General features: G+C 67.0%; 26 protein-coding genes. 10 read left to right on the top strand and 16 right to left on the bottom strand.

The genetic code is table 11. The features are described 5' to 3' along the window. Nucleotides 1-28: 28 nt before the first annotated feature. The 4 genes from VGP60_RS34880 to groL are packed head-to-tail and all read left to right on the top strand — an operon-like array spanning nucleotide 29 to nucleotide 4,546. Nucleotides 29-1,066 carry an amidohydrolase family protein gene (locus tag VGP60_RS34880; protein WP_327552449.1) on the top strand — a complete coding sequence of 346 codons (1,038 nt, stop codon included), beginning with the start codon at nucleotides 29-31 and terminating at the stop codon, nucleotides 1,064-1,066. Beyond that, nucleotides 1,063-1,794: an iron-sulfur cluster assembly protein gene (locus VGP60_RS34875; RefSeq protein ID WP_327552448.1), complete on the top strand. Its 732-nt coding sequence runs from the start codon at nucleotides 1,063-1,065 to the stop codon at nucleotides 1,792-1,794. Before VGP60_RS34880 ends, VGP60_RS34875 begins: the two co-directional genes overlap by 4 nt. After that, nucleotides 1,791-2,816, top strand: coding sequence for an NAD(P)-dependent alcohol dehydrogenase (locus VGP60_RS34870; RefSeq protein WP_327552447.1), 1,026 nt, complete (start codon nucleotides 1,791-1,793; stop codon nucleotides 2,814-2,816). The genes VGP60_RS34875 and VGP60_RS34870 overlap by 4 nt, the downstream gene beginning before the upstream one ends. 38 nt (nucleotides 2,817-2,854) lie before the next feature. Further along, the gene (gene groL, locus VGP60_RS34865) at nucleotides 2,855-4,546 is read left to right on the top strand and encodes a chaperonin GroEL (RefSeq protein ID WP_327552446.1); all 1,692 of its coding nucleotides are present in this window, start codon (nucleotides 2,855-2,857) and stop codon (nucleotides 4,544-4,546) included. 54 nt (nucleotides 4,547-4,600) lie between these two features. Here groL and VGP60_RS34860 read toward each other — a convergent pair whose 3' ends face one another. Beyond that, nucleotides 4,601-5,809 (bottom strand): helix-turn-helix transcriptional regulator, encoded by a 1,209-nt coding sequence (locus tag VGP60_RS34860; protein WP_327552445.1) that lies wholly within the window; start codon nucleotides 5,807-5,809, stop codon nucleotides 4,601-4,603. Nucleotides 5,810-5,975: 166 nt separating this feature from the next. On the opposite strand from VGP60_RS34860, the gene VGP60_RS34855 reads away from it, so the two are divergent. Together VGP60_RS34855 and VGP60_RS34850 are read left to right on the top strand one after the other, a co-directional pair. Then, nucleotides 5,976-6,821, top strand: coding sequence for a helix-turn-helix transcriptional regulator (locus VGP60_RS34855; RefSeq protein WP_327552444.1), 846 nt, complete (start codon nucleotides 5,976-5,978; stop codon nucleotides 6,819-6,821). A gap of 166 nt (nucleotides 6,822-6,987) precedes the next feature. Next, nucleotides 6,988-8,130: a methyltransferase domain-containing protein gene (locus VGP60_RS34850; protein WP_327552443.1), complete on the top strand. Its 1,143-nt coding sequence runs from the start codon at nucleotides 6,988-6,990 to the stop codon at nucleotides 8,128-8,130. A gap of 4 nt (nucleotides 8,131-8,134) precedes the next feature. Here VGP60_RS34850 and VGP60_RS34845 read toward each other — a convergent pair whose 3' ends face one another. The 3 genes from VGP60_RS34845 to VGP60_RS34835 all read right to left on the bottom strand — a co-directional run bounded on the left by VGP60_RS34845 (nucleotide 8,135) and on the right by VGP60_RS34835 (nucleotide 10,349). Continuing rightward, nucleotides 8,135-8,416, bottom strand: coding sequence for a phosphodiester glycosidase family protein (locus tag VGP60_RS34845; protein ID WP_327552442.1), 282 nt, complete (start codon nucleotides 8,414-8,416; stop codon nucleotides 8,135-8,137). A 71-nt stretch (nucleotides 8,417-8,487) separates the two neighbouring features. After that, entirely contained in the window at nucleotides 8,488-10,035 is a 1,548-nt protein-coding gene (locus VGP60_RS34840) for a hypothetical protein (RefSeq protein ID WP_327552441.1), read from the bottom strand. After that, nucleotides 10,032-10,349: a type VII secretion target gene (locus tag VGP60_RS34835; protein ID WP_327552440.1), complete on the bottom strand. Its 318-nt coding sequence runs from the start codon at nucleotides 10,347-10,349 to the stop codon at nucleotides 10,032-10,034. The genes VGP60_RS34840 and VGP60_RS34835 overlap by 4 nt, the downstream gene beginning before the upstream one ends. A 254-nt stretch (nucleotides 10,350-10,603) precedes the next feature. Between VGP60_RS34835 and VGP60_RS34830 the strand changes: the two genes are divergently transcribed. Beyond that, nucleotides 10,604-11,122, top strand: a complete 519-nt coding sequence (locus VGP60_RS34830) for a YbaB/EbfC family nucleoid-associated protein (RefSeq protein ID WP_327552439.1) — start codon at nucleotides 10,604-10,606, stop codon at nucleotides 11,120-11,122. Nucleotides 11,123-11,164: 42 nt separating this feature from the next. Here the strand turns inward: VGP60_RS34830 and VGP60_RS34825 are convergent, their stop codons facing one another. Next, nucleotides 11,165-14,311, bottom strand: a complete 3,147-nt coding sequence (locus tag VGP60_RS34825; RefSeq protein WP_327552438.1) for an NACHT domain-containing protein — start codon at nucleotides 14,309-14,311, stop codon at nucleotides 11,165-11,167. Between the two features lie 155 nt (nucleotides 14,312-14,466). On the opposite strand from VGP60_RS34825, the gene VGP60_RS34820 reads away from it, so the two are divergent. Beyond that, complete coding sequence (locus tag VGP60_RS34820) at nucleotides 14,467-14,685, top strand: three-helix bundle dimerization domain-containing protein (RefSeq protein WP_327552437.1); 219 nt, start codon at nucleotides 14,467-14,469, stop codon at nucleotides 14,683-14,685. Here VGP60_RS34820 and VGP60_RS34815 read toward each other — a convergent pair. Then, nucleotides 14,666-15,097, bottom strand: a complete 432-nt coding sequence (locus VGP60_RS34815; RefSeq protein ID WP_327552436.1) for a hypothetical protein — start codon at nucleotides 15,095-15,097, stop codon at nucleotides 14,666-14,668. The two genes, VGP60_RS34820 and VGP60_RS34815, sit on opposite strands and share 20 nt — an antisense overlap. A 165-nt stretch (nucleotides 15,098-15,262) precedes the next feature. On the opposite strand from VGP60_RS34815, the gene VGP60_RS34810 reads away from it, so the two are divergent. After that, nucleotides 15,263-16,120 carry a MerR family transcriptional regulator gene (locus VGP60_RS34810; RefSeq protein ID WP_327552435.1) on the top strand — a complete coding sequence of 286 codons (858 nt, stop codon included), beginning with the start codon at nucleotides 15,263-15,265 and terminating at the stop codon, nucleotides 16,118-16,120. A 49-nt stretch (nucleotides 16,121-16,169) separates the two neighbouring features. Here the strand turns inward: VGP60_RS34810 and VGP60_RS34805 are convergent, their stop codons facing one another. The 6 genes from VGP60_RS34805 to VGP60_RS34780 form a co-directional block, all read right to left on the bottom strand. After that, the gene (locus VGP60_RS34805; RefSeq protein ID WP_327552434.1) at nucleotides 16,170-16,436 is read right to left on the bottom strand and encodes a DUF4235 domain-containing protein; all 267 of its coding nucleotides are present in this window, start codon (nucleotides 16,434-16,436) and stop codon (nucleotides 16,170-16,172) included. After that, a complete protein-coding gene (locus tag VGP60_RS34800; protein ID WP_327552433.1) occupies nucleotides 16,433-16,750 on the bottom strand; it encodes a DUF3618 domain-containing protein in 318 nt (105 codons plus the stop codon). The genes VGP60_RS34805 and VGP60_RS34800 overlap by 4 nt, the downstream gene beginning before the upstream one ends. Beyond that, the gene (locus VGP60_RS34795) at nucleotides 16,747-17,160 is read right to left on the bottom strand and encodes a phage holin family protein (RefSeq protein ID WP_327552432.1); all 414 of its coding nucleotides are present in this window, start codon (nucleotides 17,158-17,160) and stop codon (nucleotides 16,747-16,749) included. The genes VGP60_RS34800 and VGP60_RS34795 overlap by 4 nt, the downstream gene beginning before the upstream one ends. Before the next feature lie 116 nt (nucleotides 17,161-17,276). Continuing rightward, nucleotides 17,277-18,800 carry a catalase gene (locus VGP60_RS34790; protein ID WP_327552431.1) on the bottom strand — a complete coding sequence of 508 codons (1,524 nt, stop codon included), beginning with the start codon at nucleotides 18,798-18,800 and terminating at the stop codon, nucleotides 17,277-17,279. Then, complete coding sequence (locus VGP60_RS34785; protein WP_327552430.1) at nucleotides 18,797-19,279, bottom strand: Fur family transcriptional regulator; 483 nt, start codon at nucleotides 19,277-19,279, stop codon at nucleotides 18,797-18,799. The genes VGP60_RS34790 and VGP60_RS34785 overlap by 4 nt, the downstream gene beginning before the upstream one ends. A 160-nt stretch (nucleotides 19,280-19,439) precedes the next feature. Then, the gene (locus VGP60_RS34780) at nucleotides 19,440-19,799 is read right to left on the bottom strand and encodes a VOC family protein (RefSeq protein ID WP_327552429.1); all 360 of its coding nucleotides are present in this window, start codon (nucleotides 19,797-19,799) and stop codon (nucleotides 19,440-19,442) included. A gap of 95 nt (nucleotides 19,800-19,894) precedes the next feature. Here VGP60_RS34780 and VGP60_RS34775 point away from each other — a divergent pair, with 95 nt between their 5' ends. Then, nucleotides 19,895-21,085, top strand: coding sequence for a zinc-dependent alcohol dehydrogenase (locus tag VGP60_RS34775; protein ID WP_327552428.1), 1,191 nt, complete (start codon nucleotides 19,895-19,897; stop codon nucleotides 21,083-21,085). A 70-nt stretch (nucleotides 21,086-21,155) separates the two neighbouring features. On the opposite strand, the gene VGP60_RS34770 is transcribed toward VGP60_RS34775, so the two are convergent. From VGP60_RS34770 to VGP60_RS34755, 4 genes are read right to left on the bottom strand one after another with little or no spacing between them, the layout of a single operon-like run. Then, nucleotides 21,156-21,635: a helix-turn-helix domain-containing protein gene (locus tag VGP60_RS34770; protein WP_327552427.1), complete on the bottom strand. Its 480-nt coding sequence runs from the start codon at nucleotides 21,633-21,635 to the stop codon at nucleotides 21,156-21,158. Next, nucleotides 21,635-22,639, bottom strand: a complete 1,005-nt coding sequence (locus tag VGP60_RS34765) for an NADP-dependent oxidoreductase (protein ID WP_327552426.1) — start codon at nucleotides 22,637-22,639, stop codon at nucleotides 21,635-21,637. Before VGP60_RS34765 ends, VGP60_RS34770 begins: the two co-directional genes overlap by 1 nt. Further along, nucleotides 22,636-23,601 carry an LLM class F420-dependent oxidoreductase gene (locus VGP60_RS34760; RefSeq protein WP_327552425.1) on the bottom strand — a complete coding sequence of 322 codons (966 nt, stop codon included), beginning with the start codon at nucleotides 23,599-23,601 and terminating at the stop codon, nucleotides 22,636-22,638. Before VGP60_RS34760 ends, VGP60_RS34765 begins: the two co-directional genes overlap by 4 nt. Before the next feature lie 14 nt (nucleotides 23,602-23,615). Continuing rightward, nucleotides 23,616-24,770, bottom strand: a complete 1,155-nt coding sequence (locus VGP60_RS34755; RefSeq protein ID WP_327552424.1) for an acyl-CoA dehydrogenase family protein — start codon at nucleotides 24,768-24,770, stop codon at nucleotides 23,616-23,618. Between the last annotated feature and the right edge of the window lie 246 nt (nucleotides 24,771-25,016).

Genomic DNA, 25,016 nt, shown 5'->3' with positions numbered 1-25,016 from the left:
GCACTCGATTCAGCCGGGAGGAGTCACCGTGTACGAGAAGGACGGCGAAAAGTACTTCGTGGTCGACGGTCACACCCATTTCTGGGACGCGAGTCCGGAGAACTGGGTAGCCGGGCAGGAGGAATACGCGAAGGGCTGGATCGAGTGCTTCCATGCTTACCAAGGGCTCGGCCCGCCCGAGACGCACTGGCCGATCGAGCAGTTCCAGAAGTACGACGAAGACCTGATGATGAAGGACCTGTTCGACGTCGGCCACGTCGACATGGCGATCTTCCAGCCGACGAGCCTGAAGCAGTGGTACAAGGAAGGTTTCAACACCACCGAAGCCAACGGCGCCATGGCCGAACGGCACCCCGGCCGGTTCATCGTGAACACGAACTGGGACCCGCGTGAGGGCGACGACGGGCTCAAGGCGCTGGAGGAACGGGTAAACCGGTGGGGCTGCAAGGGTGCCAAGTTGTACACGGCCGAGTGGCGCGGTGACTCCCGTGGCTGGAGCCTGAAGTCCCCGGAGGCGTCGCGGTACCTGGAGAAGTGCCAGGAACTGGGCGTCAAGAACATCCACATCCACAAAGGACCGACGATCTGGCCGCTGGACAAGGACGCTTTCGACGTCTCGGACGTCGACTACGCCGCGACCAACTTCCAGGAGCTCAACTTCATCGTCGAGCATGTCGGCCTGCCGCGGATCGAGGACTTCTGCTTCATGGCCACGCAGGAGCGCAACGTCTACGCCGGCCTGTCGGTGGTCATCGGCGGCCTGATGCACGCCAGGCCGCGGTTCTTCGCGAAGGTCATGGGAGAGTTGATGTTCTGGCTCGGCGAGGACAAACTGCTCTTCGGCGCGGACTACGCGATCTGGGAACCGCGCTGGCAGGTCGAAGGATTCGTCGACTGGAACATGCCCGACGGCGAGGAGTTCTCCGACTACGGCAAGCTCAGTGTCGAAGCCAAGAAGAAGATCCTCGGGCTCAACGCCGCGAGGTTGTACGACATCGAAGTCCCGGCCGATTTGAGCCTCGACGCGCCGAAGACCGTCGAGCCCGTCGGCGTTCCGTCGCCGTGACAGCCGGAACCGCGTACACCGACCAGACCGCCGCGCTCACCGTGGCGGTCTGGTCGGCGCTGGCGACCGTCCGGGATCCCGAACTGGACGCGCCGCTGACCGAGCTCGGCTTCGTCGAGCACCACACTGTCAGCGCCGGCGGAGAGGCCGTCGTCGGGCTGCGGCTGCCGACGTACTTCTGTGCGCCCAACTTCGCGTTCCTGATGGTGGCCGACGCGTATGACGCCGTCAGCGCGGTGCCGGGCGTGGAGAAGACCGTGGTGCGGCTGCGGGACCACTTCGCCGCCGATGTGATCAACAACGGAGTCGCGGCCAGAGCGGGTTTCGTCGCTTCGTTCGAGGGTGAGGCCGTCGACGAACTCGACAACCTGCGTGCCGATTTCGTGCGCAAGGCCGTACTCGCCGGGACCGACCGGGTGTGCCGGGCGATGGTGTCGAGCGGCACGGATTCTTCTTCGCTGGCAACACTTTCGCTCGGTGATGCTCCCGAAGGGCCGGACCGGGAACGGCTTCGCGCGCGACGACGGGAGCTCGGCCTGCCCAGCGGTGACGGCGACGCGCTGGTCGTCGATCCGCTGACAGGCGCTCGTATCGAAGCGGACCGGCTGCACAAACACCTCGGGGTCGCCAGGATCACGCGGGTGAGCCAGGAAGCCAATTCGGGGGTCTGCCGCGGCATGCTGCGCGCGCGGTACCCCCATTCCGTGGAACAGGAGGACACACCATGAAGGCGGTCCGGCTGCACACTTACCACAAGCAGCCCGTCATCGAAGACGTTCCGGAGCCCACGGCCAAGGGACCGTTCGACGTGGTGGTGAAGATCGGCGGCGCCGGGGTGTGCCGCACCGATCTGCACGTCATCGAGGAGCAGTGGGCGGAGAAGTCCGGCGTCACCCTGCCCTACACGATCGGCCACGAAAACGCGGGCTGGGTGCACGAAATCGGCTCCGCGGTGTCCAATGTGGCCGTCGGCGACACGGTGATCCTGCACCCGACACCGACCTGCGGGCTGTGCCACGCGTGCCGGGCGGGCAACGACATGCACTGCACGAACGGGTCGTTCCCCGGGATTGACAGCGACGGCGGCATGGCGGAATACCTGCTCACCTCCGCGCGCGCCTGCATCAAACTGGACTCGAAGACCCGGCCGGAGGATGTCGCCGCGCTGGCCGACGCGGGCATCACGGCGTACCACGCCGTCCGCAAGGCCGTGCCGCTGTTGCCGCCGGGCACGGTGACCGTGGTCAACGGCGCCGGCGGGCTCGGCCACATCGGCATCCAGTCGCTGAAGGCGTTGACAGCCACGAGGATCGTGGTCGTGGACCGCAACGCCGAGGCGCTCGAACTGGCGTCGAAGCTGGGCGCGGACGACACCGTGCTGGCCGACGGCAAACAGGTCGACGCGGTGCTGGACCTCACCGACGGGAACGGCGCCGAAGTGGTGCTCGACTTCGTCGCCGAACAAGGCGCGCAACAGGACGCTTTCGCCATGACCCGGCGGAACGGTTCGCATTTCGTGATCGGCTACGGCAGCAACATCGACATCCCGACGATCGACATCATCTCCACCGAACGCAACGTGATCGGCAACCTCGTCGGGACCTACAACGACCTCGTCGAGCTCATGGTGCTGGCACAGGCCGGTCAGGTCACCTTGCACACCAAGAAGTATCCGCTCGACGCGGCACTCGACGCGTTGGCCGATCTCGACGCGGGCCGGGTCCGGGGTCGCGCCATTCTCACTCCCTGACCACCCGGTCCGGGCGAACTAGACGAGGAGCACGCACCATGGCCAAGGAACTGCGCTTCGGCTCGGAAGCCCGCGACCTGTTGCTGTCGGGGGTGGACAAGCTCGCCGAAGCGGTGAAATCCACGCTGGGTCCCAAGGGGCGCAACGTGATCATCGAGAAGATCACCGGTTCACCGGTCGTCACCAACGACGGCGTGACGATCGCGCGCGAGGTGCACCTGAAGAACCAGTTCGAGAACATGGGCGCGCAGCTGGTGAAGGAAGCGGCGATCAAGACCAACGACGTGGTCGGCGACGGCACCACCACCGCGACGGTCCTCGCGCAGGCCATCATCGCCGAGGGGATGAAGGCGATCAGCAGCGGTGGGAACCCGGTGCTGGTCAAACGCGGGATCGATCAGGCCGTCGGCAGGCTCGTCGAATATCTGGAGAAGGTGGCGCACCCGGTCGCGACCGAGCAGGACTACGCCCGGGTCGCCGCCATCTCCGCGAACGACGACGGTGATGTCGGCGCCGTCATCGCGAAGGCGTTGTACACCGTCGGTGACACCGGTGTGGTGACCATCGAGGAGAGCCCGCGGATCGGCATGGCCGTCGACTTCGTGGAAGGCTTCGAGTTCGACAACGGTTACCTTTCGCCTTACCTGGTCACCGATCCCGGCCGCCTCGAGGCCATTGTGGACGATCCCTACATTCTGATGTGCAGCGAGAAAGTGACCAGTGTCCAGCAGTTGATGCCAGTGCTGGACAAGGTGATGCGCAACCCGCGGCCGCTCGTGCTGATCGCCGAAACCGTCGAGGGCACGGCGTTGAGCATGTTGGTGCACAACCACGTCAATGGCACGTTCCAGGCGGTCGCGATCCGTGCCCCCGGTTTCGGTGACCGCAGGCTGCACAAGCTCGAGGACCTCGCGGCGGTCGTCGGCGGTTCGGTGCTGTCACGGGTCTCCGGCTTCTCGATGGAGAACATGACCCTGGAACACATGGGCCGTGCGCGGCAGGTGCGGGTCACCGAGAACAAGACCACCATCGTCGGTGGCGCGGGCACGGGTTCGGACATCGACTTCCGCGTGAACCAGCTGCGCGCCGAACTCGAACGCGCGCAGTACGGCATCGACGAGGACGTCCTGACCGAACGGATCGGTGCGTTGACCGGCAAGGTGGCCGTGATCCGGGTCGGCGCGGCCACCCCCGCCGAGCTGAAGGAGTTGCAGCACCGAGTGGAGGACGCGCTCTCGGCGACGCGGGCGGCGATCGCGGAAGGCGTCGTGGCCGGTGGCGGGGCCGCGCTGCTGCACGCGGAGAAGGTGCTGACGGGACTCGACCTGAAGGGCGACTACGCGATCGGGGCGGACATCGTGCGGCGGGCGTTGAGCGCGCCCGCCTACCTGATCGCCAGCAACGCGGGTTACTCGGCGCCCGAGGTGGTCGCCGACACCCGCCAGCTCAGCGACGACGAAGGGTTCGACGCGCTGGAAGGGCGCTTCGGGAACATGATGGACATGGGCATCATCGACCCCCTGCGGGTGTGCCGCTCCGCGCTGCAGAACGGCGCTTCGGTCGCCGGGCTGCTGCTGACGACGAACTCGCTGATCGCCGAGGAACAGACCCCGTGGGGCGGCAGCGCGGCCCTGATGACCGAGTTCGGCCCCCTGGACGAAGGCCTGCACCAGCCGTCGCCCGATGCGTCCACCCCCCAGTCCCTGGGGATGGGCCCCTCCGTGGGCTGACGTCGCCGGTCGCGAAGGGGTCCTTGAGGGACTCAGAGTCCCTCAAGGACCCCTTCACAGCGTCGGCGGGAACGCTCGTCGTACCAGTTCCTCGTAGGCTTCTCGCAGGTCTTTCGCTTCAGGCAACTCGCGGTGCTCGACAGCCTTGACGACCTCGGCGGCTCGCCAGTGATTCGAGGGGACCACGCGGCCGGAACTGATGGCGCGTCCGGTCGCATCGCAGGCTTCGTCCATCCGGTCGCTGACAATCAGCGCCAAGGCAAGGTCAAGATTCGCAGCCGCCACCCGGCGCGGCCACTTCGCGACGTCCTTGCTGGGAGACAGCCTTGCGAGTATCTCTCGGGCAAAACCTTCCGCGGCTGGATCACCGGCCCATGCCAAGGTGGTAGCCATGTAGGCCACCGCCTTGGTGGGGTCGTAGTGATAGTGATGCTCCGGCCGATCGGGGATTCGCAGCGGAGACACAAGTTCTTCGACACGATCGAGGACGCCGTACACTTCGCGCCGGTTACCTATGCGCGCGAGCGCACGCCCCTCCTGCGCCACGGCCTGGATGGCAATTGAGCTGCCAACCGGTGCAAAGGCCTGTGCCCGCCGAGAAAAGTCGAGTGCGCTGGGGTAGTCGCCGTCGGTCAGCAGTCGCCACGCCTCGGTTTCATAGCCCCACGCCCGTATTTCGTCATGCTCGGCGTGCAGCGCCAAACTATCGGCCGTCCGCAGTTGCGCTCGGGCGGCACTTGGCTGCTTCAGATCGATGTGGACTGTCGCTGCCAAGAGGGAGAGCCAGCCGCCGACAACCAGCAGCCGCCGATGCTCGGCCAATGTCTTCCGGCCGTCCATCAGCCTGGCCACGTACGACAGGTATCCCCGAATACGCCCGGAAAGCTCAGCGGGTGCGCTCGTGGTGTACGCCACCGCGAGTTCATCGACGATATTTTCGAGCTGAGACAACGTCTCGTTGCCAACGTCGCTTGCGGCAACCCGACGTGCCAGCTCCCATGCGGCTTCTTCGCCGGTATCGATGGCGCCAGCGGTTCGTGATGCTGTCTCGTCAGGTTGTTCGTGGAGTAGCTGATCGAGCTGTGTTCTGTCCACCTTGAGCAGATGAGCAAGCTTCGGGCGCTTGTACGGTAAAGGGTCGCTCTTGCCGGCCTCCCAGCGCTGAATGGTGCTGACGTCGAGGTCGAGCGCATATGCAAGGTCTTCCTGCGTGTAGCCAGCCGCCTTCCGGGCCCGCGCGAGGCGCGTTCGCTTGCCGGTCATCTCACCCCTCCCTGCTGAGCGTGACTGCCGTGTTGCCGCAGGTCAAGCGTACCAATGCGGGAAATGTGAACGTTAGGTGCCTGGTTGATGACGTGGTGTCACCAGGCAGGGTCCGGCAGGGTCCAGGTATGCACATGACAACGCAGGACTTGGCGAGGACCGCATCGTGCTGAAGGAAAAAGGAACCCTGCCCACCCTGCGCAGCCGTGAACTCGGTGACGGTTTGCGTGCTGCGATGCGTGAGGCTGGGATGGGGGTGCGGGAGCTGGCGCGGCGACTCGATTGGACGCATCCATATCTTTCGCATTTGTTGAGTGGAAACCGCGCTGTCAGCGAGTTGGATCTGATCAGCATTGTGGTGGCTTGCCATGTCAAGCGCGAGGAACGGGACAGGTTGTTCGGGCTCCAGGGCAATCTTGGAACCCAAGGCTGGTTGCAGCAGTACGGTCCTGGTGTGGTTGAGCAGCGCACTCTTGTCGACAACGTGCGCAAGGCGACGAGTCTCGCGGAGGTTCAGCTGGCCGTGGTTCCCAGGCTGTTGCAGACCGAGAACTATGCGCGGGCGATCCTTGGTCATGCCTCGGAACGTGAGGTTCGGGCTCGGCTTGCCCGGCAGAGCATCTTCAACCGGTCGACGCAGCCGAAGATGACGTTCTTCGTTCATGAGATCGCACTGCGGGTAGTGGCTGGTGACGCGGCGGTGACGTCGGAACAGTTGCATGACTTGCTGCGGATGTCGGTGCGGCCCAGCGTGGAGCTGCGCATTATTCCGAGTGCGGCGGGGGCGCTGGCGGCGTCGTTCACGGTGATGGAGTTCGCCGACTTCACCCCGATCGTCTGCTTGGAAGGCGAGGTCTCCACGGTCTTTCTGGAGCAGCCGTATCAGGTCGCCTTCTACCAGCGCATCCTCTCGGTCGTGGCGGGCAGCGCGCTCGACCGGAGAGCATCGCACGAACTGACTACCAGTTTGGCGGTTGAGTTGTCAGCCGTCCCGGACGGGCTGCCACGATAGAGAGTCTCGACCATCGCCGCAGTGGCGAGAGCGTCTCGACACCATGTCGTGGTAGCACGGAACGCGGCAGGGTCACGGCACCGACGGTCGTGGCCCTGCCGCGCTTGAAGACACGAGGCGCACCGCTGACCGACCAGCTCGCAGACCTGCTCACACGGGGGAGCCAGTGACCACACTCGACACGGATTGGACGGTTTACGCGTGTCGGCTCGCTGACGACCTGCAGGACGCCGGTGACCTTCGCTCACCGGAGTGGCACCGCGCGGTGTCGGCGGTGCCACGCCATCTCCTTGTCCCGGCCGCGTTCGAGCAGGACCCCAGTGGCGGCTGGTCTCGGTTCGAGACCGCGAACGACTTGGAGCGCGTCTACTCGCCGGAAACATTGGTCACCGCTCTTGGGGGCACCGCAGGGCGTCAGAGCCCGATCTCGTCGAGTACGAAACCCGATTTGATGATTCGCATGCTGGAGATCCTGGACGTGCGAGACGGACACCGCGTCCTCGAGATCGGCACCGGAACTGGTTACAACGCGGGGCTGCTGGCTCATCGGCTGGGGGATGCACAGGTCTTCTCCGTCGATGTGGGCGGAAACCTCGTCACGCTGGCTCGTGACCGTCTCGCCGTGGCCGGGTTCCACCCGACACTTGTTGCCTCCGACGGTGTTCACGGTCTGGCGGAGTTCGCGCCCTATGACCGCATCATCGCCACGTGCTCGGTCCCGGCCGTGCCATGGGAATGGGCCGGCCAGCTCGCCGATGGCGGGACGATTCTGGTCGACCTCAAACGCGCGATCAGTGCTGGCAACCTGGTGCACCTCCGCCGTAACGGAGACCGGCTGGAAGGCCATTTCACCGCGCGCTGGGCCGCGTTCATGGCCATGCGCACAGCAACTGAGCCCGCCGCCGCGGCTCACGCCAAGCGAGCGGACGGTGGCACCAGCCGAAGCACGGATACCCCTGGCAAGCCGTGGAGCGACGCTCCCATGGCTTGGTTCCTCGCGCAGCTGCGGTTACCGCCGGACATGACCTTCGGATACGACCTCGATCCGGACACCATGCAGCCCACCACTACGACCTTGGCGACTTCCGACGGTTCGTGGGCACGAGTCGACCTCGTCGACAATGTCGTCACCGAAGCCGGTGAAACCGCGATCTGGTCATCGGTCGAATGGGCACATCGGCAGTGGATCGACGCCGGCCGGCCGACTTGGGAGCGACTTGGGCTCACAGTCACGCCTGACGGGAAACATCGACTGTGGCTTGATCAGCCGGACAGCGAGATCCGTTGGCAACTCCCAGTCGGCCCGTAGCGGGTCAGCCTCGGGAGAAGACGCCGATTCCGTTGGCGACGGGGCGTTCGGTGCCGTCCGAGGGCAGGTTCTTGATCGTAGCCGCGGGTTGTCCGGGTTCGCGGACGGCGATGGTCGACGAGCCGCCGCCGTCGACATTGACCGCGATCGCCGCGCCCATCGAGCGCAGCAGGTCCGCGAGTTCCGCGACGGTCATCCCGGCACTGCCGGCCAATCGGCCGTCCACAGTCACCAGGTACGCCGTCCGGCCGTCGGCGCCGGCTCCAGCGGCGGTGCGCGGCGCCAAGGTCGTGGCGTCCGGTCTCTGAAGGTCACTATGAGGGACGTGGGCGCCCTCATGGTGACCTTCAGAGCTTGCTACTGCGGCTGTTCCGAGGCGGCGCCCGCCCGGGCGGTTTTTTCGATGTCGAGCATCTGGCGTGCCGCGTCCTGCGCCGCCTTGACCGGCCAGGACCACATTTCCTTGATCCCGTCGGAATCCGCGATCCAGGTCTTGAGTGAGTTGAACGCGTCGGGATGGTTGTTCTTCAGCCAGGTTTCGTTCATCTTGTAGGTGTTGTAGGCGTCCGGCATCTTGTCCTTGAGCCAGGTTTCGTGGGCCTTCGTCCACGGGGTGGTGGGCGGTGCCGCGGCGTCGTCGCGAGGTGGCGGTGTTGCCGCATCATCTCGTGGGGGAGGCGTGGCGGCGTCGTCCCTTGGGGGAGGCGTGGCTGCGTCGTCGCGGGGAGGCGGTGTTGCCGTGTCGTCCCGGGGTGGGGGAGTAGCGGCGTCGTCACGCGGCGGCGGGGTCGACTGATGTGTTTGCGCCGTTTGGAAACTGTCGTTCGAGTTCACGCTCGACGCGTCGTCGTCGCGAGGTGGTGGCGTGGCTGCGTCGTCCCTTGGGGGAGGCGTTGCCGCGTCGTCGCGGGGAGGCGGCGTGGCGGCATCGTCCCGGGGAGGAGGAGTCGCGGCGTCGCGCGGCGGCGGGGTGGCTGCGTCGCGTGGGGGCGGGGCGGGGGCGTCTGTGCGGGGCGGCATGGGCGTCATCTCGATGCGCGGCGGGTTGCCGCCACCACCGCGTCCGGGTGGCGGGGGTGCGCGGAACGGGCCGCCGGCGCCCGGACGCGCACCACGGTTCAGACCGGCGACGATGTCGTTCATCCGTATACTGGAGCGGGAGGCCTGCGCGACGATCGCCGTCGACTTCGACGCCATCGACGCCGCCGTCAGACTCGCCTGGGTGACGATGACGGGCACCGCGGCGACAATCGAGGCGCCGAAGGTGAAGGCGGCCGTGGCCAGTGCGATCAGCATCGTGGAGATGATGTCGCCGAGCACGGTGGTGATCAGGTCGCGGAACAGCGCCCGCGCGGCGGAGATGATCGCCATGTTGGTGTGGATGAGGTAGCCGACGATTTCGGTCGCGTGGGCCTTGCTCTCGAAGTCCGCGGCGAGCTCTTGCATCAGCTTGCTGAACGCTTCGGCCGCGGCACCGGTCCACGCGGTGATCTCGCCCTTGAGTGACTCAAGCTGTTCCTGGCCCACCTGCCGGATCGCTTCGGCGATGGCGTGGACTTCCTGACCCAGCAACTGGATCTGGTCCGGGTCGCCCATCAGCATGTCGAGCGGTTCGCGCAGGAAGCTGACGTGCTCGATCAGCCAGCCGAGCCCGGCCGAGATCAGGCTGCCCAGCGGGTTGATCACCATCTTGACCGTGTCGACTGCCGCGGCGAAGACGCCGAGGCCGATCGCGACGCCGAGCGCCGCCTTGTCCTTGTCGTCCGCGGTCTGGATGTCCGTGCAGCTCTTGATCAGGAACGTGTACGAGTCGAGAAAGCCCGAGCCGGAGAACTTGTTGCTGTCGGTGATGACGATGCCCGCGCCGAAATCGGGTTTGGCGTTCGGGTCGTAAGTGCTGGTCACGGGTTCAGCGCCGTGATCGTCTTGGTGTGGTCGCCTTCAGTCTCACGGTAGACCTTCGCCGCTTCCCGGACCTTCGCGGCGGCGCTCGTCGCGCCTTCGGCACCGGAGTGCAGTTTGCTCTTGAGGTCGGCCATCGCGATCCGGGTCGGAATCGCCAGTACCTGCCCGATGAGCACGCCGAACGCGTTCAGGTTGAAACCGCTGGCGGCGTCGAGCCGCTCGGATGCTTTCACCACCCGTTGCGCACGCTCGTCGAGTCCGGTCGAATAGCTCTCGAGCACTTCGGGTTGAACGGTGAAACCTGCCGCGGCCATCAGCGGTATTCCTCCGGATCGATGAAGAATGGTGGGGAAAAGGGGGTACGCCGACCATCGTAGTGACTCCGCCAGTGCTTCGAAGTGAACAGTGATCGACTTCGGAATGTCGAACCTACCGCAGGTGCAGGCCTAGAAAAGTATCGCTTGTTCACCTGTCTTCCATGGCGTGTCCATCGTCGGAAAACCAGATGTGAACGGCAATGCGGAAGACTGGGCGACCGCCGATAGACACCCTCGACGAGGAGCAGTTCTTGGAGATTGACAGCTGGTTGGACAATTTCCAGTCGCGAATGCGGGATGTGCAGGAGAAGGCCGCAAAACTGACCGAAGGCCTCGCCGCTTCTTCGGCCACGAAATCGTCTCCTGACAGCGCGGTGACCGTTACCGTTGGTGCGAATGGAGCATTGCTGAAACTGGAATTCGGACGTCGGGTAGGAGAACACGCACCACCGCAGCTGGCCGCGCTGATCATGCGGACCGTGCGGGAAGCACAGCGGGGTGCGTCGGAGAAGGTCGGCGAGGCGCTGCAGGAGTTCGGCGACGACGGCGCGATCCTGGCTCAGTACAAGAACTTCCAGCCCCCGCCGCCAGAGGAGCCGCCGGCCGGGTCGCCGCAGAACCGCCCGGCGCCGAGCGCGTTCGACCAGCCGCCCGCGCCGGATCCCGTGACCCCGCCCACACCTCCCGCTGCCGCGCCGCCGTCACCGCCCCCGGTGTCCCGGCGCCCTCGCGGCAACCAGGACGATGGTGATGACCTGGCGCCGTGGTGAACGGAGAATAGCCACCCTCCCGGTATTTTCCCGCTCTGAGCGTTATTTCGCGTCGGCGGGCGGGGCGTCTTCGGCGCAGTGCAGCACGAGGTCGGCGTCCGGGAGGGCTTCGTGGGCCGCGTCGGCGTCCGCGCGGGGCACCTGGAACAGCTCGATCCGCAGGGCGCCGAGCGGGCGAAGCCGCACCAGGTCACCGACCGGGCCGACGCTGTCGAGCGCGAGGTGCCGCAACGCGGGCAGCCTGCCGAGCTCACGCACCTCGTCGACGCCGGGAATGCCCTGGGCGGCAACGGATTCCAGGGCCGCCCAGCGTTCGACACCCCGCAGGTTTCGCTGGTCCGGCCGCATCTCGAGCACCAGCGAAGTCAGCGGCAGGTCCGCGGGAAGCGGATGGAGGCCGTCGGTGAGCCGGGGATGGCGGATCGACAGCTTCCGCAGGCGTGCCCCGGCGAGCGAATCCAGCGCGGGCACCGGGCCGCCGCCGTAGCCGCCGATGTGCAGCCGGAGCTCGGTGACGTCGAGCTCGGCGAGGGTCGAGAGGTCTTCGAGGACGCTGGTATAGCCGGACACCTGCAGCGACCGCAGGTTCCGGCAGCGCGCGATACCACGCAGGCCGCGCACGACCTCGTTGGACTTGATTTCCAGATGCCGCAACGCGGGCAGGTCCGCGAGTGGGAACAGCCCGGCGGCCGGATCGTCGAGCGCGATGTTGCCGATCAGCTGGACCGAGGTCAGCTTGCGCAGATGGCGCAGGCGTACCAGGACGTCCCACCGGTGGACCTCGAGGACGAGGTCGCCGAAGTCCACATTGGACAACAACGTGCTCGCGTAGTCTTCGGCGTACTCGTTCTGCCGCCAGGCCCGCAGAAGTTCGTCGATGACCGCGCCGCGGTGCGTGCCGCTGAACGCCTGGATCTTCTCCCACGCCTCCTCACCGCCGATCATGGCCAGGGTGCGGATGACGCAGGCCGCGATCATCGACCGGTCGCCGCCGGTCTCCTCGGCGTACTTGCCGACCTCGATCGGTCCCGGCAGCAGGTCGATCACGAAGGAACCGGCCTTGGCCAGCATTTCCGCCTGCTCGAGCCCCGCCGGCGGGATGAGCCGCCGTACCGCGGCCATGACGTCGGTCCGGACGTGCTCGGGGTCGATGACGTCGACGTAGCCGAGTGACGCGGCCGCGAGCAACTCCAGCCGGTCCGCGACTTCGCGATCCCGCCGGGTGGCGCGTTTGCTCGCCCGCTCCAGCAGCCGCACCAGCAGTTCGCCGGCCTCCCGGGCACGGGCCTGCGCGGCCGCCATGAAGATGACCTCGTTGAGCGAGTCGTCGTGGGCGTGGTCGATCAGGTAGCCGAGTTCGCCGGCCTTGACGAACTCGCCCGCGGCGAGGAAATCCCGGAACGTGCGGTGGACGAACTGGATCTTGCCGTCGACGGTGTTCTCCCGCAGCAGCCCGGTGCGCTCCAGCATGTGGCGGAGCACCATCGCCGGTTCCACGCCCTGCGAGCGGAGGCCGGACATGGCCCTGGCAAAGCGTTTCTCGGCTTCGTCGTGACCCACCAGCAGCTCGGAGTTGCGGACCATCGGCGCGGCGAACCGCTCCAGCAGGATGATCTTCTCCTTGGCCGACATCTGCAGCTCGTCCTCGATCTGCACCCCGCGGCGGACGTCCCATTCGCCGAGCAGGAGGTCGAGTGCCTTGTCGAGCAGGTCCTTGCGGCTCTGCGGCAGGTACATGTTCTCCTTGCGGTACAACGCGCAGAGCAGCGAGCACAGCAGGGGACTCGACACCAGGGTGCGGACGTCCGGCCGCACGGACAGGGCCTGGGTCAGGCGGCGCTCGCAGTTCACGAGCCATTCCTGCTGCCCCGGCTCGGCTTCCAGCGCCCGCGCGGCGGTGAACCAGTGCCCGATCAGGTTGCGCAACCCGTGGCCGCTCAACGGAAGCAGCTCGTAGCGGGGGAGGCCGTCACCGGTGTCGGGATGATCGGGTGCGAGCCAGTTCGGGTCCACCGCGGAAGACCGGGTGCTCACCACATAACGTGCGTGCGGGTAGCCGCGCATGAGCCCGGCCAGCCACACCCGCACCTGTTCGCGCCGCTCCAGCAGGACTTCGTCGACGCCGTCCACGAGCAGCATCGCGCGTCCTGAGCGCAGCAACCCGCTCACCCAGCCGTCCGGTTTCTCCCCGGCCAGCGGTGGCGCGGTGACCCGGACGAGGTCCTCCGGCTCGGGCAGCCCTCGATCGGTGAACTGGCGCAACGGCACGAAAAACGGGACGGCGTCCTGCCACGGATCGTCGTCGCGCTGTTCCAGCGAGGAAGCCGCGGCGGTGTGGGCGAGCCAGTGCAGGAACGTCGTTTTCCCGGCCCCAGCGCCGCCGAGGAGAAGGACTTTGCGGGCCGACGCGATGGCGTGGCCGCCGTCGGTGCCGGCGCCGGTGAGATCGGTGTCGGTTTCGGAGCGCTGCCGCCGGGCGATCGAAGGTACCGAATAGAAATCGGCGAACCGGTGGCGGGTGGGCGCCCGGCCGACACTGACCTGGAACAGTTCGAAGGTGGCGTGGTCATCGGCCACATAGGAGAGGTAGTTGCGCTCAAAGGTGTTCGCGTGGCGGCGTTCCCGGTGTTCCGGCTGCCGGATGAGCACGTCGACGTCGTCCTTGATCCGGCTGACCTGGCTGGCTATCTCCGCCTGCACGGCGTGCCGCACCTCGGCGACGGCGCGTGCTCGCAGGGCGATCCGGCGGCAGGCTTCCTCCAGCAGCCGTCGATACGCTTCGACGCCGTCGGCGCTGAGGGCGGCGGACTTCAGCGAGGCTCGGCCCGCGGTGCGCACCTTGGCGCGCAGCCGATCGGCGTCGGTGAGGACGGCGGGTTCGTCCCGGGCGAGCCTGCCGACTTCGGCGGCGCGCAGTGCTTCCGCGACGGCGAACTGCGCCGCGTCCCATTCTCCGTCCTGCAGCGAAGAGAATTCGACGCGCCGCAACTCCGCGAGGTCCTCTTCGGCGGCGGCCAGCAGTCTGGAGGGTTCGCCAAGGGCTTGACGGCGATGCCGCACGGTGAGCCTGTCCGCGCCCTTCTCGACGGCCCATTGGTGCAGGGCCGAGAATGTCGCGCCGAGCACGCCGACGAGCGCGGACAACAACGGATCGACCAACTCGAACTCCCAGGCAGCGTGAACTTTCACCGTACCGAAAACCGCTCGCGGGTCAGGGGTTCCCGGCCGGTTCCGGCCGTTCGGCACGGCCGCGCCGGGGAAGTTTCCCTTCCGTACAGTTCGATTCCATCCGGAGTTCACCGATCGCGGGCACTGGGGCAATGAATCTCTCGGAAGGATTTCCCATGACCACCATGGACACCCTGCACGGAGAACAACTCGCCCAGCAGTTGCGGGCCCTCGAAACGCGACTGGTGCGCGACCACGAAGAACTGCCGGCGGAAACGGTTCACGACTGTATCGAGCGGGAACGGGCGCGTTTCTCGCATGCCCGGATTCTCAGTTACATCCCGGTATTGGTGGAACGTGCTGTTCGTCCGAAACTCAAGCGCGCCCGGACTTGAGATAGGCCGTGAGCCGGATACGCAGGCCCCGGATGTCGGCGAGTTCGAGGGTGAACACGCTGGCCGGGATGTAGCCCGCGTTGCCGTTGCGCCGCCCGGCCGGTCCGCTGAGGTAGACGAAGCCGTCGTCGTCGTCCCGGCGTGGAATGGACCAGCCGTCGGTCTCGTCGGGGCCGGCCGTGCGGCGCGACCGCGCGTGCCAGTACGCGTGTGTCTTCATCACCTCGGCGAGCGCGGCGACGAACCCCTTGAGTTCGTCCTCGGGCAGGCCGAGCCCGTATCCGTGCCAAACCCTGGGCAGCCCGCGGGCCGCGGTGTGGTCCTCCACCAGCGGCGCGCCGCTGAAGATCGCGACGTCCTCGGACACTTCGACCGTCCACCGCCGCATTGCCTGATTGCGAAGAATGATCATTGCTGGCGCTTCTTCCTCCGGGGTCAGCGCCCAGCAAAGCACGGAACCCCGCTTTCCGATCAGCGAACCCCGTTAACCAGCGGTTCACGAACTGGTTCAGAGCCAAGCGCTACCCAATCGACGCGCTCCGGTGTAGGCGGACAAGATGTGAGATCGTGGGGCGTTATGGATGATCCCGACCCCGGCGTGTGGACACCGGGCCGGGTGGCCGCTCTGCTGGGCGTGTCCCCGATCACTCTCCGCAGCTGGGACTCCCGCTACGGCCTCGGGCCGTCGACCCGCGCGGAGGGACGTCAGCGGCGGTACTCCGACGCGGATGTCGGCCGCTTGCAGCGGATGCGACGGCTGATCGACCGCGGCGTCCGCGCGCGGGAAGCCGCTCATCTCGTGCTGACGGGCGGAGCCAGCGCACTCTCCGTGTCCGACGGCGTCCGCGAACTCGGCGCCGCGGCGGAGGCTGTCCGCTTCGGCTCGATGGCCGCGCTGCTCGATGATCTGCTCACCGCGAAGGGACCGGCCCGGGCTTGGCACGACGTCGTCGCCCCGGTGCTGCGTGCCATGGAGGTGCGCTGGATGCGGGGCGACCAGTGCTACGCGTCGGAATGGGCGCTGACCAGCGAGGTCTCGGCCGCGATCGAGCGGTACGTGCTGCCGTTGCGGCAGGCGGTGTCGGGACGGCCCGTGCTGCTGGTCTGCTCCCCTGGCGAGCGGCATTCGCTGCCGCTGGAGGTCCTGCGTGCCGCACTCGCCGAGGACGGGATCCCGGTGGTGTTCCTCGGCGAGATGGTGCCACCGGAGACGACGGTGGGCCTGGTCGGGAAGCTCGACCCGGCCGCGGTGGTGCTGTGGTCGATGACCGCGGACACCGCGGACCACGAACTCGCCGGCCAGCTCGCCGAATCCCGGCTGTGCCTGGCGGGCGCCGGCTGGACGCGTGACCACGAGCTGCCGTGGGCCGACGACCTGGAAGGCGCGCTCGCGCTGCTTTCCGACCTGACTTCCGCGGGCCCCCGCGTGCTGTGAACGGACCTTTCCTCGCGCCTCACGCAAGGAAAGGTCCGTTCACAGCGCTTCAGTCGTCGACCGGCCAGTCGCCGGTGGCCTTGCGATAGCCGACGGCGGCCGCGCGGTCCGTGGCGGCCTTCACCGCGCCGAACACCGCGCCCTGCGCCGCGGCGGCGATCAGGATCTGTTGCCAGGTGTAGTCGCGGTCGGTCGGTTCGGGTGCTTCTTCGTCCCCGCTGACCCGCTTCCAGATCTGCTTGAAAACGAGGCTCGCGAGCAGCCCGCCGAGTGCGCTGATACCGAAGCTCAAGGGCTTGTAGAGAACTTTGTTCATGAGTCTCTCCTCCGCAGGATCAGCCGGAGCAAGATGATGAGCCCGAGAATTCCGGCGAACGTCGGCAGCGGATTACTGCGGACCGCGTCGGCGCACTTCCGGAAACGCTCCGCGGCAGGGTCGGAAAGCTTGCCGGCGACCGTAGCCGTCGCCTGATCGAGCTTTTCGTCGACGCTTTCGCTCACCCGCGTTTTGACGTCGAGCTTCTTTCCCAGAGCGTCCAGGGTTTCGGCGAGTTCCTCACGGGTCACGTCCCGGTCGATCCGCGCTTCTTCGGCGTCCTTGGGAAATCCGGGGCTCTGTTTGTCGGTCATGTGTGCGCTCCGTGCTTGGCGACTTCGATGTCCTGCTTGACGCCGCTGATGGCTTCTTCGGGAAGCGGGGGGACGGCGCGCTTGACCTGTTTGCCGCCCAGCATCGCCGACAGCCCGCCGGCCAGCAGCAGGACGACACCGATGATCACCGCGGCCAGCCAGCCCGGTACGGCCAGCGACAGCGCCAGAACGGCGGCGGCGACCAGCGTCGCGGCGCCGAACAGGGCCAGCAGCCCGGCCGCGCCCAGCATGCCGGCACCCACGCCCATGCGCTTTCCCTTGCGCTGCAGCTCGAAGGCCGCCAGCCGCATCTCGTCACGCACGAGCCGTTTGACTTCGTCGGTCAGGTCCGAAACCAGTTCGCCCACCGAGCGCTCCTGGGCCGGAGTTTTGTTCACCTCTTCGATCACGAAACACCTCCGAGTCGGTAATCGCCGGGTACCCACCATCGGAGGTGCCCAATCCTGAAAACGGCCCGGCATACCTGTTCGGGTATGCCGGGCCGCTTCGCTCGGAAACCTGGGAATTACGCCTTGTCTTGCATACTCGTCCGCGCCGGGTTGGCCTGTTTCGCGGCCTTCGGATCCTTCTCGTCCTGCTTGGCGCGGACCCCGGATTCGATTTTGTCGCCGAGGTTCTTGTCCACGTTGCGCCAGTATTCGAAGGCACGCTGCAGAACCGGCTCGGTGACGGCGTTGAGGAGATGGCCGACGATGTTGTCGACCAGCCGTCCGCGCTCGTCGTCGTCGAGGACCTCGCGGACCATCACGCCCGCCTGCGTCCAGTCGTCGTCCTCTTCGCGCTTGGTGTACGCGGTGCGCACCATCTCACCGTCGGTGTGCCAGCCCGCCGGTTTCCCGTACTGCTGGACGTCGGCTACCGGTCCGCCCTTGGAGTTCGGCGCGTAGACCGGGTCCGACACGTTCTGTACCCGCATCGCCCCGTCCTTGCTGTAGCTGTGCACGGGCGACTTCGGCGCGTTGACCGGGATCTGCTTGTAGTTCGCGCCGATGCGGTAGCGGTGGGCGTCGGGATAGGAGAACAGCCGTCCCAGCAACATCTTGTCCGGGCTCGGCCCGATCCCGGGGACGAGGTTGCTCGGCTCGAACGCGGCCTGCTCGATCTCCGTGTGGTAGTCGGTCGGGTTGCGGTCGAGGGTCATCGTGCCGACGTCGATCAGCGGGTAGTCGCCGTGCGGCCACACCTTCGTCAGATCGAAGGGGTTGATGCGGTAGGTCTTCGCGTCCTCGAACGGCATGATCTGCATCTTCAGCGTCCAGCTGGGATGGTCGCCGCGCTCGATCGCTTCGAACAGGTCGCGGGTGTGGTAGTCGGTGTCGGCCGACGCCATCTGGTCGCCCTCGTCCTGGGTGAAGAACTGCATGCCCTGGTCGGTCTTGAAGTGGTACTTGACCCAGAACCGCTCGCCATGGGCGTTGACCCACATGTAGGTGTGCGAGCTGTAGCCGTTCATGTGCCGCCAGGTGCGCGGGATCCCGCGGTCGCCCATCAGCCAGGTCACCTGGTGCGCGGACTCCGGCGACAGCGACCAGAAGTCCCATTGCATGTCGTGGTCGCGCAGGTTGTTGTCGGCACGGCGTTTCTGCGAGCGGATGAAATGCTGGAATTTCAGCGGGTCGCGGATGAAGAAGACCGGGGTGTTGTTCCCGACCATGTCGTAGTTGCCTTCGGTGGTGTAGAACTTGATCGCGAATCCGCGCGGGTCGCGCCAGGTGTCCGGGCTCCCGCGCTCACCGGCCACGGTGGAGAAGCGGATCAGCAGATCGGTTTTGACGCCCGGCTGGAACACCGCGGCCTTGGTGTACGCGCTGACGTCGCCGGTCACCTCGAAACGGCCGAAAGCGCCACCGCCCTTGGCATGCGGCTGCCGCTCGGGCACGCGTTCGCGGTTGAACTGTGCCATCTGCTCGATGAGATAGTTATCCTGCAGCAGGATCGGCCCGTCGGGTCCGATGGTCAGCGAATGCTCGTCGCTCTCCACCGGGATGCCGGCGTCAGTGGTCGTCGGCTTGGGCTGTGTCTGGGTCACTGCTTTGCCTCCTTGTGGTGGTGGGCTTCGAGTCCGGGTCGTTCGTCGAGCACGCAGTCGGGACACAGGCCCCAGAAGACCACTTCGGCCTCCTCGACGGCGAAGCCCTGATCGTCGGACGGTGTGAGACAGGGCTCTGCCCCGATCACGCAGTCGACGTCCTCGGCGCGCCCGCAGCGGCGGCACACGAGGTGGTGATGGTTGTCGCCCACGCGGCGCTCGAACCGGGCCGGATGCCCCGCAGGCTCGATTCGCCGCAGCAGACCGGCTTCCGTACACGCGCTCAAGACGTCGTACACGGCTTGGGTGGATACCGTGCCCAGCTGCTCGCGCACCCCGGCGCCGATCGCGTCCACAGTGGAATGTGGATGATCGGTGAGCCAGGCGAGCACCGCCCGGCGGGGGTTGGTCACCCGCAACCCGGCCTGGCGCAACGCCTTCAGCGCTGCGCCGTCCGCGTCGACGGTGGTGGAAGCCATAGCCCTAACACCGTCCCCCACTATCTGGAATGAGTCAACCGTTCTTACCCGGTCGGGTTTTTACCGCCGGGGCGGGCAAGAAATGATCGGTAACCTTCGCCACGGTTCCGTCATGTACGACCGAGTACCGCGGAGCGGGGCCGGCTAAACCTTGATCGGCTCAGCGCCGCGGCAGCACACAGAACTCGTTGCCCTCGGGGTCGGCGAGGACCACGAAGGGCACGGCCGGGTCGTCGGTGACCACCTTCGCGCCGAGTGACACCAGCCGGTCGATCTCGGCGTACTGGTCGATCTCGGCCGGCGCGATGTCCAGGTGCACGCGGTTCTTGACGACCTTGTCCTCGGCGACGGGCTGGAAGAGCAGGGGAGCGGCGCCGTCGAGCTGGAGTTCGACATAGCCGACGCCGTGCGCGTCGTCCCAGCGTTCGAATTCGCCGGAGCCGAGCGCTTCGCCCCAGAACGCGGCGAGCGCTTCGGCGTCGTGACAGTCGAAGGTGACGGCGATGATCCGGGTGCGCATGACCGCACTGTGGCACAGACGTCCGGCCGCTCGCAGGTTTCAGGCCCGTCCCGCCGGGAACTCAGGCGTGAACGACAACGCCGAAGGGACCAATTATGAAGGCTGTCACCTGGCACGGCAAGCGTGACGTGCGAGTGGACACGGTCGAGGACCCGAAACTGCGGGAGCCGACCGACGCGATCATCCGCGTCACCTCGACCGGCATCTGTGGCTCGGATCTCCACCTCTACGAAGTGCTCGGCGCGTTCATGGACGAAGGCGACATCCTCGGCCACGAACCGATGGGGATCGTGGAGGAGGTCGGCACCGGGGTGACCAACCTCAAGCCGGGGGACCGGGTCGTGGTGCCGTTCAACATCTCGTGCGGCCACTGCTTTATGTGTGACCGCGGCCTGCAGTCCCAGTGCGAGACCACGCAGGTCAAGGAGCGTGGCAAGGGTGCGGCGCTGCTCGGCTACACCAAGTTGTACGGCCAGGTGCCCGGCGGGCAGGCTGAGTTCCTGCGCGTGCCGCAAGCGCACTACGGCCCGATCAAGGTGCCCGACGGCCCGCCGGACGAGCGGTTCGTCTACCTGTCCGACGTCGTGCCCACAGCGTGGCAAGCCGTCGAGTACGCCAACATCCCCGAGGGCGGCTCGGTGGTCGTGTTCGGGCTCGGGCCGATCGGCCAGATGTCGGCCCGGATCGCGAAACACCGGGGCGCGGGAAAGGTGATCGGCGTCGACCTCGTCCCCGAGCGGCTCGCGCTGGCGGCGACCTACGGCGTGACGGTGCTCGACACCCGGGAACACCGGGACATCGCCGACGCCATCCACCAGGTCACCGACGGCCGCGGCGCGGACTCCGTGATCGACGCGGTCGGCATGGAGGCGCACGGCGCCCCGCTCAGCAAACTCACCCAGGACCTGGTGAACCTGCTGCCGCAGGCGGTGGCCGCGAAACTGACCGAGAAGGCGGGCGTCGACAGGCTCAGTGTGCTCTACGCCGCGATCGACAGTGTCCGGCGCGGCGGGACGATCTCGCTGAGCGGCGTCTACGGTGGCATGGTCGACCCGCTGCCGATGATGGACCTGTTCGACAAGCAAATTCAGCTGCGCATGGGGCAGGCCAACGTCCGGCACTGGATCGACGACATCATGCCGCTCATTTCCGACCCCAAGGATCCGCTCGGTGTCGAGGGCTTCGCCACCCACAAGCTGCCGCTCAAGGAAGCTCCGCACGCCTACGAGATGTTCCAGCAGAAGCAGGACGGCGCGATCAAGATCCTGCTGCAGCCCGGCCTCTGATGTGAGCTGAAGGGGACTTTTGCTCCCTTTCGAGTTGGGGAGTTGAAAGTCCCCTTCAGCGTCTTTGCGGTCAGGAGGTGGCGGCCTGGCGGAAACCGGGGCCTGGTTCCGGGGTCACGTTGTCGACGGTGATCTCGTGGCCACAGTGCCCGCAGGCGAGGTGCGGATCGTCGTCGATCTGCCCGCAGTCGTTGTGCCGCAACAGGATCGGCGGACCTTCGGGACCGGCGAGATAGGTGTCGCCCCAGCGCATCAGCGCCACGATCGCGGGGAAGAGGTCACGCCCGGCCTGCGTCAGCCGGTACTCGTGCCGGTCCGGATCGCTCGCGTACTTCACCCTGTCGAGTAGTCCGGCGTCGACGAGTGTCCGCAGCCGTGAGGAAAGGGTCGGCCGCGGAATGGCGAGGTTGCGCGCGAATTCCCCGTAGCGCTGCACCCCGAAGAAGGTCTCACGCAGGATGAGCAACGTCCAGCGCTCGCCGACCAGCGCGAGCGCGCGGCCGACCGACTCCGCCTCGAAGCGGTGGGTGAGATCGTGATCGGAGAACATCAGAGCGCGAGGATGAGTTTGCCGGTGTTCTCGCCGGTGAACAGCTTGTTGAGCGTCTCGGGGAACGCCTCGATCCCGCCTTCGACGACGTGTTCGCGCGACTGCAGCTGACCGGATTCCAGCCAGGCGGCCAGTTCCGCGACGGCCTCGTGATAGCGCGATGCGTAGTCGAAGACGACGAACCCGGTCATCGACGCCCGTGAAACCAGCAGGTTCATGTAGTTGGCCGGGCCGTGCCCCGGACCGGTCGAATTGTACTGCGACACCGCACCGCTGATGACGATCCGGGCGCCACGGGCCAAGCGAGCCAGGACGCCTTCGAGGATTTCACCGCCGACGTTGTCGAAGAACACGTCGACGCCTTTCGGTGCCAGCTCACGCAGTTCGGCGCGCAGGTCGCCGTTCTTGTAGTCGATGGCGGCGTCGAAACCGAGTTCTTCCACCAGCAGACGGCATTTCTCGGCGCCACCGGCGATCCCGATCACCTTGCAGCCCTTGATCTTCGCGATCTGGCCGACGATGGTGCCGACCGAACCGGCGGCCGCGGAGACGACCACGGTCTGGCCCGCTTCCGGGCGGCCGATGTCGAGCAGGCCGAAGTAGGCGGTGATCCCGCTGATGCCGAGCGTGCCGAGCTGCACCGGCGCGGGCGCCAGCGAGAGGTCGAGTTTGGTGACGCCCTTACCGTCGGAGACGGCGTAACGTTGCGCGCCGAAAACGCCGGAAACCGTGTCACCGGCGTGGAAATCCGGGTGGCGGGAGTCGAGGACCGTGCCGGTCCCGGCGGCGCGCATCACCTCGCCGATCTCGACCGGCGGGACGTACGAGCGGCCCGCGTTCATCCAGGAACGCATGGCCGGGTCGAGTGAGAGATAGTCGACCTGGACGCGGAACTGGCCGTCTTCGGCTTCCGGTGTGGGTTCGTGGGTCTGCTCCCAGTCGGACGGCTTCGGGATGCCGACCGGCCGCGCCGCGAGCCGGTACTGGGTGTTGTTCAGCGTCATGAGTGCGTTCCTTTGTGGAGAGGGGACAGTGCGGCGAGGACGTTTCGTCCGGCCGGGTCTTCGGCGGTTGCGGGGACGATACCCACTTGATCGGCTCCGGCGCGGTGGTAGGCCGCGATCCGGTCGGTGAGCTGTGCTTTCGAGCCGAGCGCGCAGACGGCGTCGAGCAGGTCGATGGGCATGGCTTTGGCGAGTTCGGCCCGCTTGGCGCCCGCTCTTGCTTGCCGCACAAGGGTTCCGTAGCCGAGCTCGGTGAACATCTCGCCGTAGCCCGGCGGGACGAGGTAGACGGCGAGCTGCGCGGCCAGTTGCGCGATCGCCGCGTCGCCGGGGTCGAGCGCGGCCGTGACCCAGACCGCGATGCGTGGTCTCGGGCGTCCGGCTCTCTGCGCATGAACGTCGACGACGGCACGGGTGTGGGCAACTTGGTCCGGCGTGACGAGGTTGAGCACGACCTCGTCGGCTTCTTCCGCGGCCACCCGGGTCATCGCCGGGCCGAACGCGGCGACAGAGATCGTCGTCGACGGCATCGGGCTCCGCAACCGGAAACCGTGTGCCCGCACGTGTTTCCCGTCGAAGTCCGCTCGCTGTCCACTGAGGACACCGCGCAGCGCGCGAACGTACTCCCGCATTCTCGGCGCGGGGGACTCCCACGGCCGATCGTGCCAGACGCAGACGATCGGCGGGCTGGACGCGCCGAGCGCGAGGTCGACCGGGCGGCCGATGAGACTCGCGACCGACGATAGACCCAGTGCCAGCGCGACCGGGCTGCGCACCCCGGCGGCCAGTGGACCGATGCGCAACCGGATGTTTTGCGTCTTGGTGCCGATAGCCGTGGCGAGCGCGAAGGCGTCGTAGGTCGCCATTTCGCCGACCCAGAGGGTGCGGAACCCGTTGCGGTCGGCTTCGACGCCGATGTCGACAGCTTCGGTGTCCGGGCGGTCGAGCCAGAACGGTGTCACCACACCGATTTTGGTCACAGTTGCCCGGTCCGGGCCGGCTGGCCGAGCAGGAGCCGTCCGGTCAGTTCGAAGGAGGCGAGGTTGACCTGGAAATGCGCGGTCGCGGTGTGGGCGTCGCGGAATCGGCGTTGCAGTGGCGAAGTGTCGTAGATGGCCGCTCCGCCGCCCAGGTCGTACATCGCCGTGGCGACGTCGGCGGCCGTGCGCGCGGCGTGAGTGGCGGCGAGTCGCAAGCCCAGGCGGAGGTCTTGGCTCACTGGTTCGTCTTCTTGCGCTGCTTGCCAGGCGTCCTCAATGGACTGGAACAGGAACAGCCGTGCCGCGCGCAACGCGGCTTCCGACTGGGCGACGACCTCGTGCGTCCGGGCTCGTTCGGCCAGCGTGCGGCTCGATCCGAATGGTGTCCGGCCCGACGCGAGTTCGAGGAGATCGTCGATCGCGCCCCGGGCGTTGCCGACCGCGGCGACGGCGATGGACAGTGCGAAGAACCCGAAGAGCGGGAACCGGTACAGCGGCTCGGCGTTCTCCGGCGGACCATCCACAACGGACATCACGCGCTGCTCGGGCACGAACACCTCGTTGGCGACGGCGTCGTGACTGCCGGTGCCGCGCAGGCCGCCGGTGTGCCAGGTGTCGAGGATTTCCAGCTCCGCCTTGGGCATCGCGGCGACGCGAAGCACCGGGGGAGCGCCCTCGGTCTCCAGCATGAAGCCCGCGAACAGCCAGTCGGCGTGCGTGATGCCGCTGCAGAACGACCACTGGCCCGACACGACGACCCCGCCGTCGACCGGACGTCCCTTGCCGCGCGGCGCCCACACCCCCGCCGCCACCGTCTGCGGGTCGCCGAAGACCTCTTCGGCGCCTTTGCGGGGCAGGTAGGCGCCGAGCAGGCTGCTGGTGGTCGCGATCGACACGCACCATCCGGCCGACGCGTCACCGCGCGCGACGGTCTCCGCGGTAGTGAGGATCGTCGCGGGGGAGGCCTGCGGTCCGCCGATCTCCCGGGCGACGCCGCTGCGGAACAGACCGGAGTCCCGCAGCTTGGTGAGTACTTCGGGGGCCAGTGAGCGCTGGGCTTCGGTGGTCCGGGCGTGGGTCTTGGCCAGCTCGGAACTCTCGACGGCGGCCTGACGGAGTGGTTCTTCGGTCAGGGGCACGGCGTCGGTCATCGGAATCTCCCGGAGTGGTTCACTGACGTTACCGGTTCAGTATCTTTACCGACTCGGTGGTTGTCAAGTTAGTGCGCAACCACTTTGGGTGGGTGGTCTTGGGTCGGGTTTCCGGCGCGCCGGATGGATATTTTCGCTCCACGGGGTGCTTTGGGGAGATGTGCGGCAGCGAAAACACCCACCCGGATCGAAACCCCGCTCACCTCGCCGAGGCCGGGACTTGTTGTTGCGTAGCGTCTGTAACTC

Origin of the sequence: Amycolatopsis sp. (assembly GCF_036008905.1) — a bacterium.
In the GTDB taxonomy this organism is placed as follows: Bacteria; Actinomycetota; Actinomycetes; order Mycobacteriales; family Pseudonocardiaceae; genus Amycolatopsis.
Note: the sequence above shows the minus strand (reverse complement) of the source record. Positions and strands in the feature narration are given on the sequence as shown.